Annotated in this window: 24 protein-coding genes; 10 read left to right on the top strand and 14 right to left on the bottom strand. The window is 32.6% G+C overall.

All coding sequences use genetic code 11. From position 1 onward, the window contains the following. The first annotated feature begins 67 nt into the window (after positions 1-67). Together AC1EUV_RS06770 and hppD are read left to right on the top strand one after the other, a co-directional pair. A complete protein-coding gene (locus AC1EUV_RS06770) occupies positions 68-1,234 on the top strand; it encodes a homogentisate 1,2-dioxygenase (protein ID WP_480197919.1) in 1,167 nt (388 codons plus the stop codon). Positions 1,235-1,246: 12 nt separating this feature from the next. Continuing rightward, on the top strand, positions 1,247-2,407 hold the full coding sequence (gene hppD / locus AC1EUV_RS06765; RefSeq protein WP_480197918.1) for a 4-hydroxyphenylpyruvate dioxygenase: 1,161 nt from the start codon (positions 1,247-1,249) through the stop codon (positions 2,405-2,407). 41 nt (positions 2,408-2,448) lie between these two features. Here the strand turns inward: hppD and AC1EUV_RS06760 are convergent, their stop codons facing one another. From AC1EUV_RS06760 to AC1EUV_RS06750, 3 genes are read right to left on the bottom strand one after another with little or no spacing between them, the layout of a single operon-like run. Then, complete coding sequence (locus AC1EUV_RS06760) at positions 2,449-2,814, bottom strand: cupin domain-containing protein (RefSeq protein ID WP_480197917.1); 366 nt, start codon at positions 2,812-2,814, stop codon at positions 2,449-2,451. A gap of 27 nt (positions 2,815-2,841) precedes the next feature. Continuing rightward, on the bottom strand, positions 2,842-3,522 hold the full coding sequence (locus AC1EUV_RS06755) for a CPBP family intramembrane glutamic endopeptidase (protein WP_480197916.1): 681 nt from the start codon (positions 3,520-3,522) through the stop codon (positions 2,842-2,844). Positions 3,523-3,532: 10 nt separating this feature from the next. Beyond that, positions 3,533-4,705, bottom strand: a complete 1,173-nt coding sequence (locus AC1EUV_RS06750; RefSeq protein WP_480197915.1) for a metallophosphoesterase — start codon at positions 4,703-4,705, stop codon at positions 3,533-3,535. Between the two features lie 205 nt (positions 4,706-4,910). Between AC1EUV_RS06750 and AC1EUV_RS06745 the strand changes: the two genes are divergently transcribed. The 6 genes from AC1EUV_RS06745 (at position 4,911) to AC1EUV_RS06720 (ending at position 9,979) form a co-directional block, all read left to right on the top strand. Next, entirely contained in the window at positions 4,911-5,735 is an 825-nt protein-coding gene (locus AC1EUV_RS06745) for a sensor histidine kinase (protein ID WP_480197914.1), read from the top strand. Further along, positions 5,732-6,427 carry a LytR/AlgR family response regulator transcription factor gene (locus AC1EUV_RS06740; protein ID WP_480197913.1) on the top strand — a complete coding sequence of 232 codons (696 nt, stop codon included), beginning with the start codon at positions 5,732-5,734 and terminating at the stop codon, positions 6,425-6,427. Before AC1EUV_RS06745 ends, AC1EUV_RS06740 begins: the two co-directional genes overlap by 4 nt. A 117-nt stretch (positions 6,428-6,544) precedes the next feature. Next, complete coding sequence (locus AC1EUV_RS06735) at positions 6,545-7,747, top strand: IPT/TIG domain-containing protein (RefSeq protein ID WP_480197912.1); 1,203 nt, start codon at positions 6,545-6,547, stop codon at positions 7,745-7,747. A 50-nt stretch (positions 7,748-7,797) separates the two neighbouring features. Further along, positions 7,798-8,361, top strand: coding sequence for a hypothetical protein (locus AC1EUV_RS06730; RefSeq protein WP_480197911.1), 564 nt, complete (start codon positions 7,798-7,800; stop codon positions 8,359-8,361). Positions 8,362-8,513: 152 nt separating this feature from the next. After that, on the top strand, positions 8,514-9,224 hold the full coding sequence (locus AC1EUV_RS06725) for a tetratricopeptide repeat protein (RefSeq protein WP_480197910.1): 711 nt from the start codon (positions 8,514-8,516) through the stop codon (positions 9,222-9,224). A gap of 167 nt (positions 9,225-9,391) precedes the next feature. Beyond that, positions 9,392-9,979 carry a hypothetical protein gene (locus tag AC1EUV_RS06720; RefSeq protein ID WP_480197909.1) on the top strand — a complete coding sequence of 196 codons (588 nt, stop codon included), beginning with the start codon at positions 9,392-9,394 and terminating at the stop codon, positions 9,977-9,979. A 4-nt stretch (positions 9,980-9,983) separates the two neighbouring features. Here AC1EUV_RS06720 and AC1EUV_RS06715 read toward each other — a convergent pair whose 3' ends face one another. The 11 genes from AC1EUV_RS06715 to kynU form a co-directional block, all read right to left on the bottom strand. After that, the gene (locus AC1EUV_RS06715) at positions 9,984-11,063 is read right to left on the bottom strand and encodes an amidohydrolase family protein (RefSeq protein ID WP_480197908.1); all 1,080 of its coding nucleotides are present in this window, start codon (positions 11,061-11,063) and stop codon (positions 9,984-9,986) included. A 25-nt stretch (positions 11,064-11,088) separates the two neighbouring features. Continuing rightward, complete coding sequence (locus AC1EUV_RS06710; protein WP_480197907.1) at positions 11,089-11,499, bottom strand: PaaI family thioesterase; 411 nt, start codon at positions 11,497-11,499, stop codon at positions 11,089-11,091. Next, on the bottom strand, positions 11,492-12,031 hold the full coding sequence (locus AC1EUV_RS06705; protein WP_480197906.1) for a 3-hydroxyanthranilate 3,4-dioxygenase: 540 nt from the start codon (positions 12,029-12,031) through the stop codon (positions 11,492-11,494). The genes AC1EUV_RS06710 and AC1EUV_RS06705 overlap by 8 nt, the downstream gene beginning before the upstream one ends. Before the next feature lie 91 nt (positions 12,032-12,122). Beyond that, positions 12,123-12,908: an SDR family oxidoreductase gene (locus AC1EUV_RS06700; protein ID WP_480197905.1), complete on the bottom strand. Its 786-nt coding sequence runs from the start codon at positions 12,906-12,908 to the stop codon at positions 12,123-12,125. Further along, positions 12,909-13,349, bottom strand: coding sequence for a GNAT family N-acetyltransferase (locus AC1EUV_RS06695; RefSeq protein WP_480197904.1), 441 nt, complete (start codon positions 13,347-13,349; stop codon positions 12,909-12,911). 7 nt (positions 13,350-13,356) lie between these two features. Beyond that, on the bottom strand, positions 13,357-14,796 hold the full coding sequence (locus tag AC1EUV_RS06690) for an aldehyde dehydrogenase (protein ID WP_480197903.1): 1,440 nt from the start codon (positions 14,794-14,796) through the stop codon (positions 13,357-13,359). 1 nt (position 14,797) lies between these two features. Further along, positions 14,798-15,244: a hypothetical protein gene (locus tag AC1EUV_RS06685; RefSeq protein WP_480197902.1), complete on the bottom strand. Its 447-nt coding sequence runs from the start codon at positions 15,242-15,244 to the stop codon at positions 14,798-14,800. 7 nt (positions 15,245-15,251) lie between these two features. After that, positions 15,252-15,653 carry a RidA family protein gene (locus tag AC1EUV_RS06680; protein ID WP_480197901.1) on the bottom strand — a complete coding sequence of 134 codons (402 nt, stop codon included), beginning with the start codon at positions 15,651-15,653 and terminating at the stop codon, positions 15,252-15,254. Between the two features lie 5 nt (positions 15,654-15,658). Further along, positions 15,659-17,098 carry an FAD-dependent oxidoreductase gene (locus AC1EUV_RS06675; RefSeq protein WP_480197900.1) on the bottom strand — a complete coding sequence of 480 codons (1,440 nt, stop codon included), beginning with the start codon at positions 17,096-17,098 and terminating at the stop codon, positions 15,659-15,661. Positions 17,099-17,100: 2 nt separating this feature from the next. Beyond that, a complete protein-coding gene (locus AC1EUV_RS06670; protein WP_480197899.1) occupies positions 17,101-17,715 on the bottom strand; it encodes an FMN-binding negative transcriptional regulator in 615 nt (204 codons plus the stop codon). After that, on the bottom strand, positions 17,715-18,992 hold the full coding sequence (kynU, locus tag AC1EUV_RS06665; protein ID WP_480197898.1) for a kynureninase: 1,278 nt from the start codon (positions 18,990-18,992) through the stop codon (positions 17,715-17,717). Before kynU ends, AC1EUV_RS06670 begins: the two co-directional genes overlap by 1 nt. A gap of 85 nt (positions 18,993-19,077) precedes the next feature. Between kynU and AC1EUV_RS06660 the strand changes: the two genes are divergently transcribed. Further along, a complete protein-coding gene (locus AC1EUV_RS06660) occupies positions 19,078-20,226 on the top strand; it encodes an MFS transporter (RefSeq protein ID WP_480197897.1) in 1,149 nt (382 codons plus the stop codon). Then, positions 20,227-21,765, top strand: a complete 1,539-nt coding sequence (locus AC1EUV_RS06655; protein ID WP_480197896.1) for a YifB family Mg chelatase-like AAA ATPase — start codon at positions 20,227-20,229, stop codon at positions 21,763-21,765. Positions 21,766-21,828 lie beyond the last annotated feature (63 nt).

The raw sequence follows: 21,828 nt of genomic DNA, 5'->3' as shown, positions 1-21,828 counted from the left end.
AAATCCTGAATGAAGATTACTATTCGATTAGTAAACTTTAATATTCATAACATTAAAATAAATAAATATGCCTAGATATCATAAATTAGGTACTATACCTCAAAAGAGGCACACTATTTTTAAAAGCCCGGAAGGCAATTATTATTACGAAGAATTATTTGGCACTATTGGTTTTGACGGAATGTCGTCATTACTATACCATACACATAGACCTACACAGGTTAAAGAGGTGCTAAAATCGTATAGTGTGGCTCCAAAAATTGCTGTAGAGAAAAATATGAAAGCGCTGAGTCTTAACGGATTTAAAGTACCAGCAATCAATGATTTTTTAGGAAGTAGAAAACCAATTTTAGTTAATAATGATTGTCAAATTATTTTAGCTGCTCCCAAAAAATCTTTAAGAGATTATTTTTATAAGAATACAGATTCTGATGAAGTAATCTTTATTCATAGGGGAACAGGAAAGCTGAGAACTTTCTTAGGAAACATAGATTTTAAATATGGAGATTATCTGGTAATTCCTCGAGGAATGATTTATCAGATAGACTTTGATTCGGAAGATAACAGATTGTTTATCGTAGAATCAAAACATCCTATTTATACACCGAAACGTTATAGAAATTGGTTTGGTCAGCATTTGGAACATTCACCTTTTTGCGAGCGTGATATGCATCCGCCAAGTGAATTGGAAACCTATTCTGATAAAGGAGATTTTATCTTAAAGGTTAAGAAAGAAGATATGATACATGAATATGTGTATGCATATCATCCGTTTAGTGTTGTTGGTTGGGATGGTTATAATTATCCATATAAATTCTCAATTCATGATTTTGAACCAATTACTGGACGTGTACACCAACCACCACCAGTACACCAGACATTCGAAACGAGCGCGTTTGTAATTTGTTCGTTTGTTCCAAGATTGTATGATTACCATCCGCAATCAATACCAGCACCTTATAATCACAGTAATATAGATTCTGATGAGGTATTGTATTATGTAGATGGTGATTTTATGAGTAGAAATAATATTGATGTTGGCCAGATTACGTTGCATCCAGCTGGTATTCCACATGGCCCTCATCCAGGAGCTATGGAGCGCAGTATTGGTCAAACCGAAACAGAAGAATTAGCGGTAATGGTTGATACTTTTAAACCATTAATGGTTACCGAAGATGCAATTAAAATTGATACAGGAGATTATCATCTTTCATGGTTAGATGAAAATCATTAAAAGAAAAATATAATGGCAGGAATAAAAAATTTAACAGATTTACAAAATACAGAATACGGATTAAAGAAAATTTTCGAAGAAGCAGAAGATTTTCTTCCGTTAAATGGAACAGATTATGTAGAATTATACGTTGGTAATGCAAAGCAATCAGCACATTTCTATAAAACGGCATTTGGGTTTCAGTCAGAAGCGTATGCTGGACTAGAAACTGGAATGAAAGACAGAGTTTCGTATGTATTAAAACAAGATAAAATACGATTGGTATTAACGACACCTTTAGAAAAAGGAGGTGAGCTCAACAGACATATAGATGAGCACGGAGATGGTGTAAAAATTGTTGCGCTTTGGGTAGACGATGCTACAAAATCGTTTGAAGAAACTACCAAAAGAGGTGCAAAACCTTATATGGAACCCACAAAAGAAGAGGATGAAAATGGTCATGTTATTCGTTCGGGAATTTATACTTACGGTGAAACCATACATATTTTCGTAGAACGTAAGAATTACAATGGTGTCTTTTTACCAGGTTATAAAAAATGGGAATCTCATTATAACCCAGAGCCAGTTGGATTAAAATTTATTGACCATATGGTTGGTAATGTTGGTTGGGGTAAAATGAAAGAATGGTGTGAGTTCTACGCTAGAACCATGGGCTTTGCACAAATTATTTCATTTACTGATGATGATATTTCTACAGATTACACTGCTTTAATGAGTAAGGTAATGAGTAACGGTAATGGTAGAATTAAATTCCCAATTAATGAACCAGCAGAAGGAAAGAAAAAATCACAAATAGAGGAATATTTAGATTTTTATAATGGAGCAGGAGTACAGCATATTGCTGTTGCTACGAACGATATTGTAGCAACAGTTTCTGCTATGCGTGATAGAGGTGTAGAATTTTTATATGTACCTAGTGAGTATTATGATGATTTATTAGATCGTGTTGGCAAAATAGATGAAGATGTTGAGGTGTTAAAGAAACATGGAATTTTAATTGATAGAGACGAAGAAGGTTATTTGTTACAGATTTTCACAAAACCAATTGTAGATAGACCAACGATGTTTTTTGAAGTAATACAACGTAAAGGTGCTCAGTCTTTTGGTGTTGGCAATTTTAAAGCCTTGTTTGAAGCAATAGAAAGAGAACAAGCGAACAGAGGAACGCTTTAAAGTTTATATGATAAAAGAGCCTTGTTTTTCAAGGCTCTTTTTTAATTAAGTAAACGTTGTTCATCTATTTTTTTTGTAATATCAACTACAGTTGTTCCGGTATGAAGTGTAGTTTTGTGCTCTATAAGCATGATTTTACATTCTTCTTTTGATGAAACACGATGTCTTTTTCCTTTTTGAACGATGAAAATGTCTCCTTTTTTCATAAAAAAAGCACGCTGACCTTCAATTTCAAATAACAGATTACCTTCAACAATATAAAACAATTCATCTTCATTTTCATGTACATGCCATGGTACTTTATTTCCAAGTATTATTACAATTTTGATATACACATCATTAACTTCTCCTATTATTTTAGGCGAAAAAAAGTCTTCTAATTCCTCAAATTTTTCTAGTAAATTCATATTGTATATTATTAATCGAGTCATATTTTACCCTAATAACTGCTCAAATAATTTAATTATAGGATTTTCTATATCCAAATAAAGAAATGTCAAACCAATGGTGTCATGAAAACCGTGCATTAATATCAAAAGCCATAAATTGTCTCTATTTTTTAAAAATACGAGTGAATAAATAAATGCAAATGGTATTATACCAATTACACCCGAAAGCCCTTGATAGTAATGAGAAGCACCAAAGTAAATTGCTATTATTATAGCTGAAATCATCCAAGATTTTTTGGAATTACCAAACAATTCTGCTATCCACTTAAGATAATATCCCCTAAAGACAAGTTCTTCTCCAAAGGCTACAAAAGTCCATACGATAACAAGTATCGTTAAAAAACCAGCAGTATTATGTTTTATATCTTCTAAAGATGATAAATCTGATTCCCCAAAGTATTGATCTATTATGATACTTAAGGGTACATATGCAACTAATATCATTACGGATAACAGCAATGCTTTAACAATCGTCTTTTTTGTCAGTTTTTTTGAAAAACCAAATAATGACCACTTGTAATTGCTCGACCAAGCTATTAACCCTACAATACTTAATCCAAAGAAAAAGCTAAAGTTCCTATCAATAAAGTTTAATAAAGGAGCCAAAAGCATTACCGCGACTACAATGTATGGCTTTGTTAAGGTGTTATATATTTTAGCTTTCATATGCCCATTTTTATAATTCATTTCTTTCCCCAGTGTACAATACTTGATAGTATTTATCATATTCAATTAAAAGCCCTTCTGATTTTCTATTCGGCCAACTGTTTATATAGTCTTTTGGATGGGTTACATCTATTGCATATACTTTTCCGTTATACAATTTTTTTACCATAGATTGTATGGTGTGACCAACAACGATACTTTTTGCATTAAATTTTTGGATCCCTTTCTCTACATCATTTTGAGATAGATCATCATTAAAATAACCTCGATACCAACAAATTCCCTTTTTATGCGAGATAATGAGCTGCTCTACTGTTTTTTCAGGTTTTGGGAAATAACTCCTATAATAGTTTTCTCTATTAATATGGTTAATTTCATCCAAAGTGACATTAGAGTTAGCTAATTCTGGATGTATACCTCCATGAGTAAATAATATTCCATTTATAAGTTCAATGGTATTTTTACTGGATAGCCATCTACCCAAAACAGAATTTTTACTATATAAATCAAATTGTTGTTTTCCTAAAATTGACGCTACGGCATAATATTTTTGTTCAGCAGATTTATATTGCCCCTGCATATTGTATAATTCATGGTTTCCAAGAATAAAATGCACAAACCCTCCATGTTTTTTCGCTTCTTGTTCCAGTTTATAAATAAACCATAATACTTGTGTTGTTGAAAAGCCTCTATCTACAAAATCTCCAACCAGTACCAAATGGCCTTTATTAAAAGTCCAATTAAGATTTTTATCTATTACTTTATTGGCGATTAAAAAATTACGAAATGTCTTGTAACCACTTTCAATATCTGAAATGGCCAAAACCTTGTTACCATCATTATAAATGGATTTTGGTGCTTGAAATTCTGTTTTTAATCCAAAACTAAAAGTTGTAGAATCCAATGGGAAATGACAATTTATGGTTGTCGGTTCTGTCGATGCATAGGTTTTCGTATCTACATAAAACCCTTCATCTTTATTTCCTTTTATATAGTTAACATTTATGGTACTATCGTTTTCATAGAAAACATAAGGACCTTCATGATTTAAGTTGTATCGCATTGAATTATGCCCAAACCTAAATGTTCCGTTCAAATACGTGTAAACTGAAACACCTATTATTGACAATACGATTATTGTTACAGATATATGCTTTAAATACCTAATTACTCTTTTTTTCATTTCTATTAAAATTTCGTTGACACAAATGTGACTATTTTCAAAAACTTCAAAAACTAATTGGGATGTAATACCTATGAATTGAGTTGCAAACACCTAATTTGATGCTGAAATCACTTTATATAGTTTTAAAATCAGTTTACCCCTCAAACCATTATGTTTGCCCCATTAACTTTAAATGCTGATAAACAATTTGTTATTTTGCGGCATGATTAATTGGATATATAGAAACAAAAAAGTACTTCTTTTTATTGGTGGCATTTCATTATTAATGCCACTATGCTACTTAACGTACGTTGTCATGACTTCTGATGGATATTCAACTACTGTTTCACTAAACATTAATACAGTTTTCAAGTACATCATTTTTACATATTATATTTTATTGATTGCATCGGTAATTGCCTATGCTGTGTATTGGGTTTTCAAACAAACAAAGCAGATAATTAATTTGAAAAACGAAAAAACCGCAACAGAATTAAGGCTCTTAAAATCACAAGTTAATCCACACTTTTTCTTCAATATGCTCAACAATCTTTACGGATTAGTTGATACTGATTCAGTAAAAGCTAAACAATTAATTTTAAAGCTTTCTGACATGATGCGTTATAGTATTTATGAAGGGCAAAATGATCAAGTAACACTGCAAGAAGAAATAGATTTTATTTCTAATTATATAGAACTGCATAAGATGAGATATTATAAAAAAACTGATGTTTCATTTAGTATAGAGGTTGAAAATAACACATTAAAAGTGATGCCTTTGCTATTCATAATTTTGGTAGAAAATGCTTTTAAACATGGTGTAGAGGTATTGAGAAAAGATGCATTTGTTTGTATAAAGTTAAAAACGAACAACAAGAAAGTTCAATTTGAAATTAAAAACAATTTTGACAAAGCACATAGAACCGAAAAAGGTATTGGGTTGAATAATTTAACAAGACGTTTAGAGTTGGTATATCTCAAGAAGCATAGTTTTTCTACTGAAGTAGTAGATACCGTATTCAAAGCAACATTAGAAATAGAATTATGACGAACTATATAATCATAGATGACGAGTATGTAGCCCATGATATTATAAAAGGCTATTGTGATAAGTTTCCCAACTTTAAGTTGGCTAAAAACTGTTATGACGCTATAGAAGCACTTGAATATTTACGATCAAAGCATGTGGATTTAATGTTTTTAGATCTAAATATGCCAAAGCTGAAGGGTTTCGAATTTTTAAAATCATTGCAGAATCCGCCAAAAGTCATTGTAACAACTGCTTACAAAGAATTTGCCTTGGATGGTTTTGAGTTGAATGTGGTAGATTATTTGCTAAAGCCATTCAGTTTTGAGCGTTTCGTAAAAGCCATAAATAAAATCGAAGTGGCAAAGTCTAATTCAAATGCTACTTCTGCTTTATCTTCTATTACAGACGAAAGCATTTTTGTAAAGTCTAACAAAAGGTTGATTCAAGTTAAACTTGACACTGTTTTATTTGTTGAATCTGTTGGAAACTATTGCAAAATAATAACAGAAGATGAAGAAATTCAGATACGAGAAAAAGTTTCTGATTTTATCAATAAACTTCCTCAAGGTGAATTCTTTCAAGTTCATAAATCCTTTATTGTATCAAAGAATCATATCAAGTCAATTGAGGGCAATCGAATTTTTATTAAAGATTATACAGTTCCTATAGGGAAAGTATACAAAACAAATCTTAACAAATTACTTAGGTAATTTAATTCACTAAATATTTTCGTGCTATTTATAAAAATGAAAAAAATTCTGGTGCACATAAATGTCTGAAAATGTTGTTGGTATAAATTAAACGTTAATACTGAAAAATAAATGAATATGAAAAAAATTATAATTGTATTTATGCTATTAACCTTTGGGTCATGTGGAGATGACGATGAAGTAATAATTCAAAAATCACCAGAAGTTAATGAAATAACACATGAACCAATTGCAACAGGTTCTGAATTAGTAATTACTGGCAAAGATTTAGATAATAGCCCTGTGGTTATTTTTAATGGAGAAACTATTAGTCCAGTTTCAGTAACAAGTACTGCAATCACTATAAATATTCCAGATAATGCGTCTAGCGGAAAGCTGGAGATTGAATTTGAGCAAGAAGCATATAAAACAGAAGCTTTTATAAAAGTTTTAGATACTGGTTGGGATGTTTTTGACGCATCTAATTTTTTTCAAGTAGAATTTGTTTCTAAGGAAGTTGGCTTCGCCATGCGCAGGGAGAGCAATAGACAACTAATACACAAAACCATTAATGGTGGTAGTACATGGTCTTCTATTTTGGAAGTGCCTGCTCCCAGTTCTCTATTCGAAGCCGTTTCGGCCAATGCAGTTTACATTAGAACAACTTCTAATGTTATAAAAAAAACAGTTGATGGAGGCGCTACTTGGCAAGACGTTGAAGTGTTAGACTTGAGCTATATAATTGAAAAACCGTTTTTTAAAGATGAGTCAGTAGGGTTTTTATTAGCTGATAAATTGGGGAAATCATATGTTTTTAAAACAATAGACGGTGGAAATACTTGGAACGAAAATCTCCAAATAGATACTCCAACTCATAAAATTGAAGTAGTATATCAAAATAAAGATGTAATTATTTTATTAGATCGTGGTAATAATGAGTTCATTAAAACGGAAGATGCTGGCACAAGATGGTTAACCAGTGATTCAAATTTTTCCACACTTGCTCCAATTACTTATAATTTTATAAATCAAAATACTGCTTGGTTATACATTGAACCATTAATAAATAGTTCTGGTGGATTATTTAAAACATCTGACCAAGGTAAAACTTGGGAAAATATTGAGTTTCCTGAAATATCAGAAAGGATTATTAACATCACTTTTTTCAATGATTTGCAAGGGCATGTGCTTACGGAAGAAGGAGGAAGTCTATATACCATTGATGGAGGTGAGACATGGAAATTATTTTATATAAATGTCGATAATATTACATCTATCACATTATTTGAGAATAATTCATATGTAGTAGCAGACGGTCAAATTTTAATTAAAAATCACTAAATCAATTAAGTTATACAATGCTAAAAAATATATTTTTTTGTTTAATCGTTATGTCAGTTTCTCCATTTCAATGCAATCCAGACGAGAATGAACCAGATATTTTTGCTATAGCTGATGAACCAAATATGGTTACTGTTGAGAATAATCAAACTATTTTTTCTATAGATGAAGAAATTATAATTAATACACTAATATCAAATGCTGTAACTAGTATAGAAAATGAAAATCTAATGCTTACAGATTATTTAGATGAAAATGAAGATTCGCTTTCTTATTGGCTGTATATATATAAAGACGGAGAAGATGGAGAACTTCAAGGTGTACCAATAGCATTTGCTGAAGCTGAAATAGGAAATGTATTCTATGAAGCATTAGATCACGGAATGTCTATTTCAAATACTTTTGAAGCCGAAGAAAATGCCTTCATTAGTCAAATAAAATTTAAACTGTCCGAACCCGGAGCTTATTATATTGGAGGTGGATATTATGATAGTTATACAGATCATCAAAAGGTAAAAATCATCCCCTATAACGGAAGGAATGGTCGGGTAAAGGTATTAACATCTATTGTAAATGTAAATGAAAATGGATTGTATGAATTTACTGTTGAGTAGGTTCATGGTTTGTTTCATACCCTATAGAGTGTTACTAAACCGTCTACAAATAGTGAATTTTAGTAACTAATAATTTAAATATGAAATTAACTAACTTATTATTTTTGATATTAATAATGTCTTGCAAAAACAATCATATAAATAAAAAAGAAATGCAATTGAAAACTATTCCAATTACAACATCATCCCAAGAGGCAAAAGAACATTTTATAAAAGCAAGAAATTTAGTTCAAAATGGATTAAATAACAATCCTGAAGAACATTATAAAAAGGCCATTGAATTAGATAGTTCTTTTGTAAGAATGTATAATTATATATCTATTTATTCGCCCAATGACTCTATAAAAAAATTGAATCATGAGCTTGCCAAAAAATATAAACATTTAGTTTCTAAAGAAGAGCAAATGTTAGTTGACGCAATAGAATATAGATTTAATACCCCAGATGATATAAAAGAAGAAAAGCTATTCAAATTAGCAGAGCTGTGTTCAGAAGATAAATATCTACACCATACTATTTGTTTTTTATTGTTTCGTAAGAACCCTGGTCTTGCTATCAAAGCGGGAGAAAAATCTGTACAACTAGATAAGAATTATGGCTCAGGTTATAATATATTAGGCTATGCTTATATAAACAATAACGAATTAGACAAGGCTGAGGTGGCCTTCGATGATTTTATAAGATGCGAGCCTAAGAACGCAAATCCATATGATTCTAAAGGAGATTTAATGCTTCAACTCGAAAAATATGATGAAGCATTAGTTTTAAAACAAAAAGCTTACCAATTGGACAAGTCTTTTGACTGGATACCTAAAGAAATAATTGAAATTAAAGCTAAGATAGATTTATTAACTAGTAAATAATTGCTTACTATAATTTTTTAAAAATAAAAAGACCAGTCTATTGTAATATTTAATTTACTAGTACTTGCTAAGCAATAACGTTTTTATAACTTCATAATATGAAAAGCTCTAATGATGATTTTTTTACTTTTAAAGCAACGTTTTTAGAATCTTGTTATCTATAGATTATGAAAAAAAGAATATTATATTTCTCGTTAGTAATTCTATTATCAGCTTTTCAATGTGAAGATGAAGAGTATGTTCCTGATTATATAGTTGAAAAGAATGATTTAATTGAAATTGGAAATAACCTAACTTCATTTTCTATAAATGATTATATTTTTATTAATACAAAAATAAGTAACCAACAAATTACTACGAATAGCAGCACTATTAATTTACTTGATTTTATTGTTGGCAATGATTTCAATCTATACCACTCTTTGGTACTTTATAAATTAAATGCCGAAAATGAAGAAATACCCTATTTTATTGAAAGTGTTGATATAGAAAATGGAGATATTCAGTTTAATGACCAAAATCCTTTTTTTAACTTAATTAGTTCTTATAGTGAATCAGAAGATAGTTTTGAGAGTAAAATAGGAATAAAATTAACAAAGTCTGGTGATTATTTATTAAAATCTGGCGTGTCTAGATTTAATAAACAAGTGATAATTTTTGATTTAAACGGAAGCGCATCTACGGGCACTTTGCAATTAAACACATCTATATTAAACGCTGATGAGGATGGTATTTATAGGTTTAAGGTTGAATGATTTATTATAAAATTTTATCAACCAACTCCTGTTTCTTTTTTTCATCATCTCCAAACAACCATTGTAAGACATTGTCTTCCCACATTTGTTCTTTTTGAGTTTCGGTAATGATACTTCTGTCAATGGCTAGATCTAATATTTTACCAGGATAAGAAGATTGTTTTTCGCTTTCCATTTCACCTAACGGATACGGATCGTCTAAACCAATTAATACTTGATCAGAACCCTGATTCTTAACAAGCAGATCTAAAGAACCAGTATCATGAACAAGCGTGTCGAAGAATATATTTTTATGCCCAACCGCTTTTCTTGGATGACTTTTCCCTTCAAAAAGGTCAGGTCTACCATCAAATCCTTGAATTCTACGACCAAGATTCATTTGTGCTAGTTGTCCGCCATGCGCAAAGCAAATACGCATGTTAGGATACTTTTCATAATAACCATTTAAGGTTAAAAAATGGTACGCATCTGCACATTGTGCCAGCATCCATATTAAATGGAAACGCCAAGAAGTATTTTGTAGTTTTATAAACTTTTCACCATCATAAGGATGTATTTCTATTGCTAGATTATATTTATTTGCCATTTCAAAAATAGGCTCATTCTCTTCATCAAAAATACAACGCCAAGTACCGATGGTATCCATATAATGAGTAGGTAAACACAATAAGCGCATATCTAAAACCTCTACACAACGTTCAATTTCCCAACAGGCGCCACGTACAAAGCCCGGATGAACTACAAAACCACAGGTAAATTTACTAGGATGATCGTGTTGAACTTTTGCATTAAAATCATTCTGAAAACGTAAAGCTTGCTTCATTTCTTCTAAACGAAGTCCGTTACCATATAACTGTGATAAGTTTAAAACAACGGCATGATCGATCTTAAAATGATCCATCCATTCGAGCTTTTCATTTAAAAAGAAACTAGAGTCTGTTACCGGGCGGCTCCAATCTTTCTGTAGCATAAATTTTCGATCATTGTCTACCCAAAAAATACCTTTATCTTTCATATAAGCAGGAATTTGCTCAGGATAAGGTAATAAGTGTGAGTGACCGTTAATTCTTAATTTACGTTTCATATATAATTTCCGCGAAAGCGAATTTTTAATTATTTTTAGGTTCTAAACAATACATGGTCGCTTGCATTGTTGCAAAAATAGTTTCTTCATCGCCATCAGTTACTTTAGCTTCACAAAAAGTCAATGTTTTGCCACTTTTTACAACTTTACCAATAGCTACTATTTTATCTGCCTTAGCTGCTCGCATAAAATTGGTTTTAAATTCTACACTCAACACATTAGAACCTTCTGGCATCATAGAATGTGCAGCATAACCACAGGCAACATCAGCTAAACTTGTTAATACACCTGCATGAAAATAACCATGTTGTTGCGTTAATTTTTCATTAAAATCACATTCAAGTTTTACCAAACCTTTTTCTATAGATACCAATCTAGCGCCAAGAGTTTGCATAAAACCTTGCTTGTAAAAACTTTCTCTAGAAGCTTCAATCATGCTCTAATTGCACCTTTTTAGGAGGCTCCATTACGGCGTTACAATTTGGACATGAACGTTTTTCCATATCGCCATAGTATTTATCAAAGATTTTAGGCATATCCGTTTCAATATTATCTAGTGTAAAATCTTCTTCGTATAATTTGGTAGTACAGTTTTCACAGAACCAAAGCAAAGCATCTTGCACATCTTTTTCACGCGGATATTCAATTACCAAACCAACAGTATTTGCCCCTCGTTGTGGCGAATGTGGTACTTTAGGCGGCAATAAAAACATTTCCCCTTCTTTAATATGAATATCTTTTGGTGTACCCTTATCAATTACTTTTAATGTAATATCACCTTCTACCTGATAGAAAAATTCTGGTGTTTCATTATAGTGATAATCTTTACGACTATTTGGGCCACCAACAACCATCACAATAAAGTCACCATCTTTCCAAACTACTTTATTTCCTACAGGTGGTTTAAGTAGATGGCGATTTTCTTCGATCCAAGCTTTAAAATTTATGGGAGGATATAACTTACTCATACTATTTTATTTTGGGCGTGCCCCTTTGGGTCGGGCTTTTCGCGCTACATGGTAGCTTGCTGCAATCCCTCACGCGTGTTATGCTATAAATTTACAAAGATTTTGTTCTACCACCATCAACAGGAACGTTAATTCCGTTTATATAACTTGCAGCTTCACTTGCTAAAAAGGCAACTGCATTGGCAATTTCACCAGGTTGCGCAAAGCGCTTAGCAGGAATTCCATTCTTCATAGCTCTAGAAATGTCATCTACAGATTTACCTGTTTTTTCAGCCTTATTTTTAATAATCTCACTTAATCGTTCTGTTGAAGTAGCTCCGGGCAGAACATTATTCACAGTAATACCAAATTCTCCCAATTCATTCGCTAAGGTTTTACTCCAATTAGCTACAGCACCACGTATAGTATTAGAAACGCCTAATCCGTCTAAAGGCTGTTTTACCGATGTTGATATAATATTAATAATTCTACCGTAATCAGCTTCTTTCATACTTGGTACAACTGTTTGAGCTAGTATATGATTACACTTTAGATGTTGGGTAAATGCTTTTTCAAAAGCATCAACGTCAGCAGAAAATACAGGCCCACCAGCAGGTCCACCAGTATTGTTTATTAAAATATGATAGGTGCCAACTCTTTGTAGTTGTTCTGCTACTTTTTGACCAACCTCTTCAGGATTGGTAAAATCGGCAACCACATAATTATGATCTTGGTATTTGTTTGGTAATTCTGCTAATACAGCTTTTAACTTTTCTTCGTTACGAGCAACAAGGGTAACATTTGCTCCTAAATCTGCTAATGCAATTGCAGACGCTTTGCCTATACCTTGTGTACTACCGCATACCAAGGCATTTTTTTTAGTTAAGTTTAGGTTCATTTATTCGTATATTTTTTTAGCCCTTTGGCTCATTCTATCCATTAGTTTTGATGGATTTTTTATGGGTTCAAATCCAAATTTCTCATATAATCCGTGGGCATCTCTCGTTGCCAACATCCATTTATCGACATTTTTTAGTGATGGAAAATTTAATATTTTTTCCATTAACAACTTTCCTAAGCCTTTTCCTTGAAATTCTTCGATAACATAAACATCAAGTAGGTATGCAAAAAATATTCTATCCGTCATCACTCGGCTATATGCTATTTGCTTACCATCATGAAACAATCCAAAGTTTATAGAGTTTTCTATAGCTATTCTCTGCTCGTCTAAAGTACGTAAATTACCCCAATACGAATTTTTAACGAACGAGAAAATGGCGTTTAAATCCATTTCTTCTGTGTTAGAAGAAAAGTAAATAGAATCGCTAACTTCTATCATAGATTCATTAATATTTTATACATACATTTTTAGGTTCTGTAAAAAACCGTAAGGCTTCAAAGCCACCTTCACGACCTACGCCAGAATCTTTTACACCACCAAAAGGTGTGCGTAGATCACGCATTAACCAAGTATTTACCCAGACTATTCCGGCATGTAGCTGTTTAGTCATTCGCATGGTACGTTTTAAATCACTAGTCCATAAAGTAGCAGATAAACCATATTTTACTTTGTTAGCCATTGCTAATACTTCTTCTTCAGTTTTGAATGGCATTACCGTAACAACTGGGCCAAAAACTTCTTCCTGATTGATACGGCATTCATCAGTATCAACTTCAATAATAGTTGGTTCCATATAATAACCATTTTCATAACCTTCTATGGTTAATTGATTACCACCATATAATACGTTGCCACCTTCTTCTTTAGCGATATCGACGTAGTTCAATACCTTTTCTAAGTGAGATTTAGACACCAACGCACCAAATTTGGTGTCCGGCGCAGCTGGATGGCCTACTTTATTTTTTGAAACTACATCTACAAAATCTTTTTTGAATTGCTCATAAATAGATTCTTCAACAAAAATTCTACTTCCGCATAAGCAAATTTGACCTTGATTGCCAAATGAAGATCTTATAGTATTGATGAGCATATCACCATAATCACAATCTGCAAAAATGATATTTGGGTTCTTACCACCGAGTTCTAAAGACAATTTTTTAAACATCGGCGCTGCAACTTTAGCAATATGAGCACCAGTAGTTGTACCACCAGTAAAAGAAATTGCTTTAATATCTGGATGCGCAACAATTGCTTGCCCAGCTGAACCACCTAAACCATGAACAATATTCAGAACACCGTTAGGTAAACCAGCTTCTGTACAAATTTCACCTAATAAATAAGCTGTCATGGGCGTAACCTCACTTGGTTTTGCAACTACACAATTACCGGCTGCAATTGCTGGTGCTATCTTCCAGGTAAAGAGATAGAGTGGGAGGTTCCATGGTGAAATACAACCTACTACACCAATTGGCTGACGTAAGGTATAATTTATAGCATCGTGACCAACACTTTCATGGCTTTCGCTAGCAAACTGTGTAATAGCATTGGCAAAGAATCTAAAATTGCTTGAAGCTCTCGGTATATCTACAGCTTTTGCTAGCCAGATTGGTTTGCCATTGTCTTTACTTTCTGCTTCAACAAGTCTATCTAGGTTTTGCTCAATAAGCTCAGAGATTTTGAGCATAATTCTACTACGCTCTTCAAAAGAAGTATTAGACCAAGACTCAAAAGCTGTTTTAGCAGCAATATAAGCTACTTCTACATCATCTTTAGATGAATTTGGTATTTGCCCATGGATTTCACCGTTGGCCGGGCAATAGTTGTCTATCCACTCATCTGAAATTGGATTTACATATTGACCGTTTATATAGTTCTTAATTTTCAATTTATCTTAAATTATTTTGCCTAAACCATTTTGTTTTAAATTTTCTTCCTTTAGTGTCTACAATAACAATCTTACTTTTTAAAAATTTCTTTTCATTAGTATCATAAAACTTAACATATTCAGTTTCTGACAATTGAATTTCTCTCCATTCTTCGGGATTTAGAGGCTTATATTCTGTTTGCTTTCTATACTGGTTGTAATTAATCCCTTTTCTTTCAGCTATTCTACCATTTTTAACAAAAAACTCTATTCGTCTAATATAAATAGGCTTTTGACCTAAATTTGTAAGCGTAATATAACATTTATACAAATCATTTTTTTTACTCTTAAAGCATTTAATTTGAAGCTTTTTCTTTTTACTTATAATAAGTAAATAAACATTTAAAGTTAAACTTAGTACAGCTACTATAAAAATTAATGAACTCCAATTAATACTTTCAAAACTCATAGAATGATTAAGTTTTCTTATAAGCCATTACTTTGATTTCGACTACCAAATCAGGATGTGGTAACTGATGTACAGCTACAGTTGTTCTTGTTGGCCCGGTTTCTTTATCAAAAAACTCAGCATAGGCTTTGTTATAACCTGCAAAATCATTCATATTTACCAAGAAAGAAGTAACATCTACAATATCTTTTAATGAAGCACCTTCCTTTGCAAGGTTTTTTTCAATGTTTTGTAGTACCTCTCGCGTCTGAACTTCTATATTGAGTCGTTTTGTATCCATTTCATCAATAATATCCACTCCTGCAATGGTATTGTCAGCTCTTCGAGAACTGGTACCCGAAACAAATATAAAATCACCAACTCTTTTAGTATGTGGATAGGCCCCTCTTGGTGTTACTTTATCACTCATAATTTTTATTTTAATCCTGCAATTTTATCCTCCTTAAGGATTTCATTGGTTTCTTGATTTACTTTATGCAATATTTTTTTTAACTCTTCTTTTGTCATATCGAGCCCTTCGACTCCGCTCAGGATAGACTCTGACGAGATGTCATCGTCTGCAATCATATTTAAAATTGCCTTGTCTTGTGCTCTTCCTTTTTGCATTGCTTTTTGATATGGCATATCTTCATTAAAGGTAACCATCGAATATTTTGAGAAATATTCTTCGGGAAAATTCTCTTCAAAAGCCATTTCTAAAGTACGCTTTTCTTTAAATATAGGATTGGCTACATGATCACGCATTTCGTAATAATTATCAATAGCCAAATCTGCAATAGCATCGGTATCTTTTTTACGTTCTTTTTCGAATGTTTTAAAAATAGTTTCCCAATCGTCTTCATGCTTTTCTAAAATAGCATCAAAAACGGTGACATCCTCGAAAGAGGCATTCATACCTTGTCCGTAAAACGGAACAATAGCATGTGCGGCATCACCCATTAATAAGGTTTTGTTCTTATAATGCCAGGGAGAACATTTTACTGTACCCAAGGCTCCAGTAGGATTATTAGCAAATTCTTCTGCAATATTAGGAATCAAAGCCAACGCATCGGGAAATTGTGTTTTGAAAAAATCTTTGATACGTTGTTCTGTAGTTAGATTATTGAAATTATATTCGCCTTCATCATAACTTAAAAAGAGTGTTACTGTAAAACTTCCGTCAAGGTTAGCCAAAGCAATTAGCATATAATCTCCTCTAGGCCAGATGTGTAAATAATCTTTACTTAATAGATGTTCACCTTTATTAGAAGCAGGAATTTCTAATTCTTTATAGCCATGTGTTAGATAGTTTTGAGAATAACTAAATAAGAATTTACGCTCTAAATAGTAACTTTTTCTTAGTGCAGAACCGGCTCCATCCGTACCGAAAATAACATCGCCTTTTACTTTAAAATCACTTTTAGTATTATAATCATAAAAAGTAGCTACATTATTTTCTATGTCTACAGCAGTACATTTTTTATTAAAATGAATTGTTAAGCTGTTATATAAATCTGCCTCAGACAATAATAAGCCATTTAATTCACCACGAGAGATGGAATTGATATACTCACCACTTCTTCCAGAATAATTTGAAGGAAACGTATTACTTTCTTTATCATGAATTAAACGCCCATACATAGGTATACAAAGCGGTTTCACCTTGTCTTCAACGCCAGCTAACCGCATTGCCTTTAAGCCTCTATCTGAAAGTGCCAGATTGATTGAACGACCTGCGGAAATATCTGTTGTTCGTAAATCTGGTCTGCTTTCGTAAACATTTACGGTATAACCACGTTGGGCCAAACGTAAAGCAAGTAGTGATCCACATAAACCAGCACCTATTATTAATATATTTTCGTTTCTTGAACTCATTATTATGATCGTTGTTTTTTCATTTCTTTAGCAATAGCTTTTGATCCTACATCTTTTTTATTTTTCAATTCTGAAATAATGGTTGTATGGTTCTTGTCATTATGCGTTTGTGATAATTTATATGCGGCTTGTATGTCCGTTACTTCAATTTCAAACCCAACAATACCACGAATCTGATTCATTGTTTTTTTGGAGAGTTCTTCTATTTTTACTGGGTTTTTAGAGGATTTCTCATATTTTTCCATGAGGTGCTTTAAAGAATCATACAATGCTTCCCCTTCAATAATTTTAATTGTTCCGTACACTTGCACTGCAATATAATTCCATGTGGGAACTTCTTCAAAATCATACCAAGAAGATGATACATAACTATGTGGCCCATTAAATATACATAACACCTCAGTATCATTTTTAAAATGTTTCCAATGCGGATTTCCTTTCGAAAGATGTCCTTGTAGGATATCTTTACCAGATTTATTTGTGGTAAGTTCTAAAGGAATATGTGTTGCTAAAGATTTACCTTCGCTATTACTAACAAGAATTCCAAAACTGTTTTGCTGAATAAAATCTTTTACTTCAGCTATATTTTCATTCTTATAATACTTAGGGATATACATTAAAGCATAGATATTAATAGCTCAACCATTTTATATACATCTACATACGAATTGTAAAATGGTACTGGAGCACAACGAATTACATCTGGTTCGCGCCAATCTGTAATTACATGAGCTTCCATTAACTTATTATGTAAAGACTTGTCAGCATTTTTAACTTGAATAGACAATTGACAACCTCTTTCTTCTGGATTCGAGGGTGTAATAACCTTGATTCTATCTGTATCAATTTGATTAATCAAAAATTCAAAGTAGCCTGTTAGTTTTAATGATTTTTCTCTTAAGGCTTCCATACCCACTTCATTAAATAAATCTAAAGACGCTCTTATCGCTGCCATTGATAATATGGGAGGATTGCTTAACTGCCAACCTTCGGCACCAGGCATTACATCAAAAGGTTGACGCATGTTAAACCTTGTTTCTTTATTATGGTTCCACCAGCCTGAAAAACGTGGTAAATCTTTATTGTGAGCGTGTTTTTCATGCACAAAAAGGCCTGCTAAGCTACCCGGGCCAGAATTTAAATATTTATATGTACACCAAGCGGCAAAATCAACTTCAGAATCATGTAATTCGGGTTCGATGTTTCCAGCGCCATGCGCCAAATCTATGCCAACAATACAATCGTTTGAATGACCTATTTCAGCAATTCTTTTTAAATCTAAATATTGACCAGTATAATAATTAACACCGCCAATAAGTAACAATACTATTTCATCACCTTGTTCTTCTAAAATAGCTTCAAGATCTTCAAGATGAAGTAGTTCCTCACCACTTCGAGGCCTCCATTCTACTAAGGCTTCTTTCGGATCGTATCCATGAAACTTTAATTGCGACTCAACCGCATAGCGGTCAGATGGAAAAGCATCGCTTTCAATGACAATTTTATATTTGGTTTTTGTTGGTTGGTAAAAAGAAACCATTAGTAAGTGCAGATTAGTAGTTAAAGTGTTCATAATAACCACTTCAATAGGCTTAGCACCAACTACTTTAGCCATTTTTTCTGTTAAAAATTCGTGATAAGGCATCCAAGGGTTCTTTGCTTCGAAATGCCCTTCCACACCATATTTTGCCCAATCGTCAAGTTCCTGTTGAACATACTGCTGAGTAATTTTTGGTTGAAGCCCAAGAGAATTTCCTGTAAAATATAACCAGTTATTACCATTTTTATCTTTAGGAATATGAAACTGTTTTCGGTATTCTTTTAATGGGTCTTGTCTATCCATTTTTTCAGCAAAAGCAATACTTGCTTCGAATTCAGTAGAAATTTGGGTCATAAAATTTAACTAGGTTCACAAATGTAAGAATTTAGTAAGTTATTAAAACTAATTTTTAATTGCTATTTTAGATATGCTATTAGCTATGGAAGCATTAAAATTAATATTCTCTAGAGGAAGATATTTCGGGCCTGCATTTGTGTTTACTACGCTTAATATTTTATTAGGCACTTGGGCAATTTATATTCCAAAAATAAAATCTAGAATAGGCATTGATGAAGGCCAATTAGGTTTAGCTATTTTTTTTATGGCTTTAGGTACTTTGCTATTAATTGTAATGGCTCCAAAAATTATGAGTCGCATTGGTGTAGGTAAGGCAACTGCCTGGGGTATTTTTATTGCAATTTTTACGTTTGTTATACCATTTTCAACAACCGATTATACATGGCTTTGTATCGGTATGTTTATTGTAGGAGCATTTTTTGGCTTCACCGATGTAGCTATGAATACTTTAGTTACAGAAATTGAAAAAGAAGACACTGCACATATAATGTCTGCAAATCATGGTTTTTTTAGCTTGGGAGGCTTAATTAGCGGTGGAGTAGGCGGTCTTTTTCTTACAAAAAGCAGCGTGCCTATTTATCATTTATTGATAGTTATGGTTATCGTTTTAATAGTTAATTTAATTTTTGTGAATTACTATTATAATATGAAATTTGATAAGGAGCAGAAAGAAAAATTTAAATTGAAAAATTTTAAGCCTTTAATTGCTTTAGCTTTAATTGCTTTTTTGGTGATGGCTAGTGAAGGTGCAATAGTAGATTGGAGTGCATTATATCTTGAAAAAGTTTCCTTGGCAAAGTTATCGTGCACAAGTTTAGGTTTTACTGCTTTTTCCGCCACAATGGCTTTGGGTCGTTTCTTTGGTGATGCGATTAGCAAAAATTTAGGTTCTAAGACTATTATTTTAATTGGTACTTTCCTTGGTGCACTAGGCTTCGCTTCTGTGTTATTGGTAAATCAAATATTGGTAATAATGGGCTTTGGGTTAGTAGGCTTGGGATTGTCTGTAATTATACCAGAGCTTTTTCGTTTGGGTGGAAAGACAGAAGGAATACCGTCTGCTCAAGGTATATCATTTATATCAGGTCTTGGTTTTTTTGGTTTTTTGATTGGTCCAGTACTACTTGGATTTTTAGCAGAAACATCAAGCTTAAGACTTAGTTTTTTTGCATTGTTGTGCTTTATTTTTATATCTTTCCTTTTAGGATTACAACTAAAAATTAAAAAATAAATGCTTGTAAAAGTCTATGGAAGTGCTGTATTCGGTGTAGAGGCAACGACCATTACAGTAGAGGTAAATGTTGATAAAGGAATAGGTTACCATCTAGTAGGCTTACCTGATAATGCTATTAAAGAAAGTAATTATAGAATTGCAGCAGCGCTTCAAAATAATGGTTATAAAATTCCTGGGAAAAAGATCACTATAAATATGGCACCGGCCGATTTACGTAAAGAAGGTTCAGCTTATGATTTAACCTTGGCAATCGGAATTTTACAAGCATCATCACAAATAAAAGGTAAAAGCATTGAGGGTTATCTTATAATGGGAGAGCTTTCTTTGGATGGAAGTTTGCAACCAATAAAAGGTGCCCTGCCAATTGCAATTAAAGCAAGAGAGGAAGGCTTTAAAGGATTTATTTTACCAAAACAGAATGCAAAAGAGGCTGCTATTGTTAATGATTTAGATGTTTATGGAGTTGAAAACATTAAAGAAGTAATAGAATTTTTTGAAGGAAGTTCAGAACTCCAACCTACTATAGTAGATACACGTAAAGAATTTTTTGATAATTTAGAAAACCCAGAATTTGATTTCTCCGATGTTAAAGGTCAAGAATCCATAAAACGTTGTATGGAAATAGCAGCAGCCGGTGGGCATAATATTATTTTAATTGGCCCACCAGGATCTGGTAAAACAATGTTGGCAAAGAGGTTGCCAAGTATTTTGCCTCCTATGACTTTACTGGAAGCACTCGAAACGACTAAAATTCATTCAGTAGTAGGTCGGGTAAAAGAACATTCGGGGCTTATGAGCCAACGACCTTTTAGATCTCCTCATCATACAATTTCTGATGTAGCTCTTGTTGGAGGAGGTGCTTACCCTCAACCCGGAGAAATTTCACTTTCTCATAATGGCGTTTTATTTTTGGATGAACTACCAGAATTTAAGCGTACTGTGTTAGAAGTAATGCGTCAACCATTAGAAGATAGAGAAGTTACAATTTCAAGGGCAAAATTTACAGTTACTTATCCTTCTTCGTTTATGTTGGTAGCTAGTATGAATCCTAGCCCGAGTGGTTATTTTAACGATACCGAAGGTCATGTAACTTCGAGCCCTGCAGAGATGCAGCGCTATTTAGGTAAAGTTTCAGGGCCTTTATTAGATAGAATAGATATTCATATAGAAGTACAACCAGTTCCGTTTGAAAAATTGTCTGAGGAAAAGAAGGGTGAAGCTAGTAAGTATATTAGAGAGCGAGTGACAAAGGCAAGAGAAACTCAAACGAATCGATTTAAAGGTATAGGTGCTATGCATTATAATGCACAAATGTCAGTTAAACAGATTAGAAAGTACTGCGTTTTAAATGAGCAATCTAAAGAATTAATTAAGACGGCTATGGAGCGTTTAAACCTGTCTGCAAGAGCTTATGACCGTATTTTAAAAGTAGCGAGAACAATTGCTGATTTAGATGGCTCAGAAAGCGTTTTATCAGATCATATTTCTGAGGCCATTCAATATAGAAGCCTTGATCGAGAAGGGTGGTTAGGTTAGTTAAAGATTTGCATATCAGTATTTAGTAAAAAATTCTTAAATTTGATGCACCCTACATAATAA

This window comes from Maritimimonas sp. 2304DJ26-3 (assembly GCF_056591635.1).
This window is presented reverse-complemented; position numbering and strand designations above follow the sequence as displayed.

Coding starts and splice junctions, on each gene's coding strand:
- AC1EUV_RS06655 (WP_480197896.1), top strand. CDS start 20,227: ATGCTTGTAAAAGTCTATGGAAGTGCTGTATTCGGTGTAGAGGCAACG.
- AC1EUV_RS06660 (WP_480197897.1), top strand. CDS start 19,078: ATGGAAGCATTAAAATTAATATTCTCTAGAGGAAGATATTTCGGGCCT.
- AC1EUV_RS06715 (WP_480197908.1), bottom strand. CDS start 11,063: ATGAAACGTAAATTAAGAATTAACGGTCACTCACACTTATTACCTTAT.
- AC1EUV_RS06750 (WP_480197915.1), bottom strand. CDS start 4,705: ATGAAAAAAAGAGTAATTAGGTATTTAAAGCATATATCTGTAACAATA.
- AC1EUV_RS06725 (WP_480197910.1), top strand. CDS start 8,514: ATGCAATTGAAAACTATTCCAATTACAACATCATCCCAAGAGGCAAAA.
- AC1EUV_RS06675 (WP_480197900.1), bottom strand. CDS start 17,098: ATGAGTTCAAGAAACGAAAATATATTAATAATAGGTGCTGGTTTATGT.
- hppD (WP_480197918.1), top strand. CDS start 1,247: ATGGCAGGAATAAAAAATTTAACAGATTTACAAAATACAGAATACGGA.
- AC1EUV_RS06740 (WP_480197913.1), top strand. CDS start 5,732: ATGACGAACTATATAATCATAGATGACGAGTATGTAGCCCATGATATT.
- AC1EUV_RS06705 (WP_480197906.1), bottom strand. CDS start 12,031: ATGAGTAAGTTATATCCTCCCATAAATTTTAAAGCTTGGATCGAAGAA.
- AC1EUV_RS06670 (WP_480197899.1), bottom strand. CDS start 17,715: ATGTATATCCCTAAGTATTATAAGAATGAAAATATAGCTGAAGTAAAA.
- AC1EUV_RS06685 (WP_480197902.1), bottom strand. CDS start 15,244: ATGAGTTTTGAAAGTATTAATTGGAGTTCATTAATTTTTATAGTAGCT.
- AC1EUV_RS06730 (WP_480197911.1), top strand. CDS start 7,798: ATGTCAGTTTCTCCATTTCAATGCAATCCAGACGAGAATGAACCAGAT.
- AC1EUV_RS06770 (WP_480197919.1), top strand. CDS start 68: ATGCCTAGATATCATAAATTAGGTACTATACCTCAAAAGAGGCACACT.
- AC1EUV_RS06745 (WP_480197914.1), top strand. CDS start 4,911: ATGATTAATTGGATATATAGAAACAAAAAAGTACTTCTTTTTATTGGT.
- kynU (WP_480197898.1), bottom strand. CDS start 18,992: ATGACCCAAATTTCTACTGAATTCGAAGCAAGTATTGCTTTTGCTGAA.
- AC1EUV_RS06700 (WP_480197905.1), bottom strand. CDS start 12,908: ATGAACCTAAACTTAACTAAAAAAAATGCCTTGGTATGCGGTAGTACA.
- AC1EUV_RS06680 (WP_480197901.1), bottom strand. CDS start 15,653: ATGAGTGATAAAGTAACACCAAGAGGGGCCTATCCACATACTAAAAGA.
- AC1EUV_RS06735 (WP_480197912.1), top strand. CDS start 6,545: ATGAAAAAAATTATAATTGTATTTATGCTATTAACCTTTGGGTCATGT.
- AC1EUV_RS06760 (WP_480197917.1), bottom strand. CDS start 2,814: ATGAATTTACTAGAAAAATTTGAGGAATTAGAAGACTTTTTTTCGCCT.
- AC1EUV_RS06720 (WP_480197909.1), top strand. CDS start 9,392: ATGAAAAAAAGAATATTATATTTCTCGTTAGTAATTCTATTATCAGCT.
- AC1EUV_RS06755 (WP_480197916.1), bottom strand. CDS start 3,522: ATGAAAGCTAAAATATATAACACCTTAACAAAGCCATACATTGTAGTC.
- AC1EUV_RS06710 (WP_480197907.1), bottom strand. CDS start 11,499: ATGATTGAAGCTTCTAGAGAAAGTTTTTACAAGCAAGGTTTTATGCAA.
- AC1EUV_RS06695 (WP_480197904.1), bottom strand. CDS start 13,349: ATGATAGAAGTTAGCGATTCTATTTACTTTTCTTCTAACACAGAAGAA.